Genomic DNA, 1,438 nt, shown 5'->3' with positions numbered 1-1,438 from the left:
TGATGAGATGTCCCATCGCCCATGTTACCACATAACCGCTACCTTCCAAAAATCCGTCTTGTCTGGTATTAGCTCCTACTATACGGGCTATATCTCTGGCTACCGAGGGTTTCTCGGCAATAATACATATATTCATTTGTTTTTATAATTTTAATTTGTAACTTTGCACCAATATATTTTCTGCACTTTGTGTGGAATATCATCAGGCTTTGGTATAATCAGTCATATACTGCCTTTATTGATAAGTTTCACAGCAGATTGTTTGACAATCTTAAGTTTTACCAAAAAGGAGGAACAGTCTATGAATTCAAATTATATTATATTGGCTCTTGGGGTTGTGGCAGATAAAGACCTTTGTACATAAAGATGATATATTCCTAATACATATAGTGATTAACCCCGCTGCCGCCACATACAGAGACTCGCAAAAGCGAGTCTCTTGTTTTTTAGATCTTACGTCCGCGACGCTGTTGTTTCTTCTCGTCCTGTTTCTGCTTTTGGGCGGCAGTGGGCTGTGTCTGCCCAGTCTTCAATGGCTCTTTCACGTTCTTCGTAGCTTCGTTGGTCTTGCCGTGGTTGTTCACGGCTACCTGCGTCTTGTGTTCTTCTGCCACAGCTACCACCTTTTCCTTGCCAGCATCCTGCTTCTTGTCAGGATTCCACTTGTAAAAACGTGGGCGGTTCTGCTCCTTGTCCATACGGACGTAGGCATTGAAGGACTTGCCCTCCTTATCGACCATGTTCTTCAAATAGAGTGTGCGACCGCTATCCAAGGCTTCACGCTGCTTCTCGGATAGTTCCAAGCCGCAGAGCTTGTGGGGTGCACCCTGCTGCTGTGTCTGCTGCTGATGTTCCTTGAAACCACGGTTGTTGTCAAAGATGAACTCAATGCCTTTCTTCTCGGCATTGACCTGAAGCGTGGCATTAAAAGACTTGCCGCTCTTGGCAGTCATACCTTCCACTTTCACGGCTTTGCCTTCCACAAGGTCTTTATATTGCGCATCTGAAAGCGAGACGCCCTTGATCTCCTTGGGAATGTTCACACGGTCGGCACGCAGGGCGACAATTTCGTTGGTCTGTGGATCGATGGAGACATAGGCAGAAAAAGGATTGCCGTTCTTGGGCGTTACTTCGATTGTCTTGCCAAGGTTGCCCGTAGTGAGTAGTTGTTCTTTCTCTTCGGGCGAGAACTTGTAGCCCATATAGGGGAAGTCGAGCTGTGGCTCCTTGCGTAAAGGGTGGATAGCTAAGCCGACATTGCCGCTATCGTCCGTGCGGAAAGCAAGACGTGCTTCAGTGTAGATAGTTGTATCACCAATAGGTACGGCAATAGTAACAAGGTTACTCTTCTGCCAAGAAAGCATCTTTTCTAACTCTCCACTTTGTTCCAGTCGTTCACGGGTAAGACCGAGGTTGTCGAGTTGCTTCCAATCAATCT

The 1,438-nt window shown here is 46.2% G+C and carries 1 protein-coding gene; it reads right to left on the bottom strand.

The annotated features are described in order from the left end of the window. Nucleotides 1-446: 446 nt before the first annotated feature. Nucleotides 447-1,438, bottom strand: a 992-nt coding sequence (locus E0E16_RS08345) for a DUF3945 domain-containing protein (RefSeq protein ID WP_130829965.1), incomplete at its 5' end; no start/stop codon positions are given.

Source organism: Prevotella rectalis, assembly GCF_900607215.1.
Taxonomy (GTDB): Bacteria; Bacteroidota; Bacteroidia; order Bacteroidales; family Bacteroidaceae; genus Prevotella; species Prevotella brunnea.
Note: the sequence above shows the minus strand (reverse complement) of the source record. Positions and strands in the feature narration are given on the sequence as shown.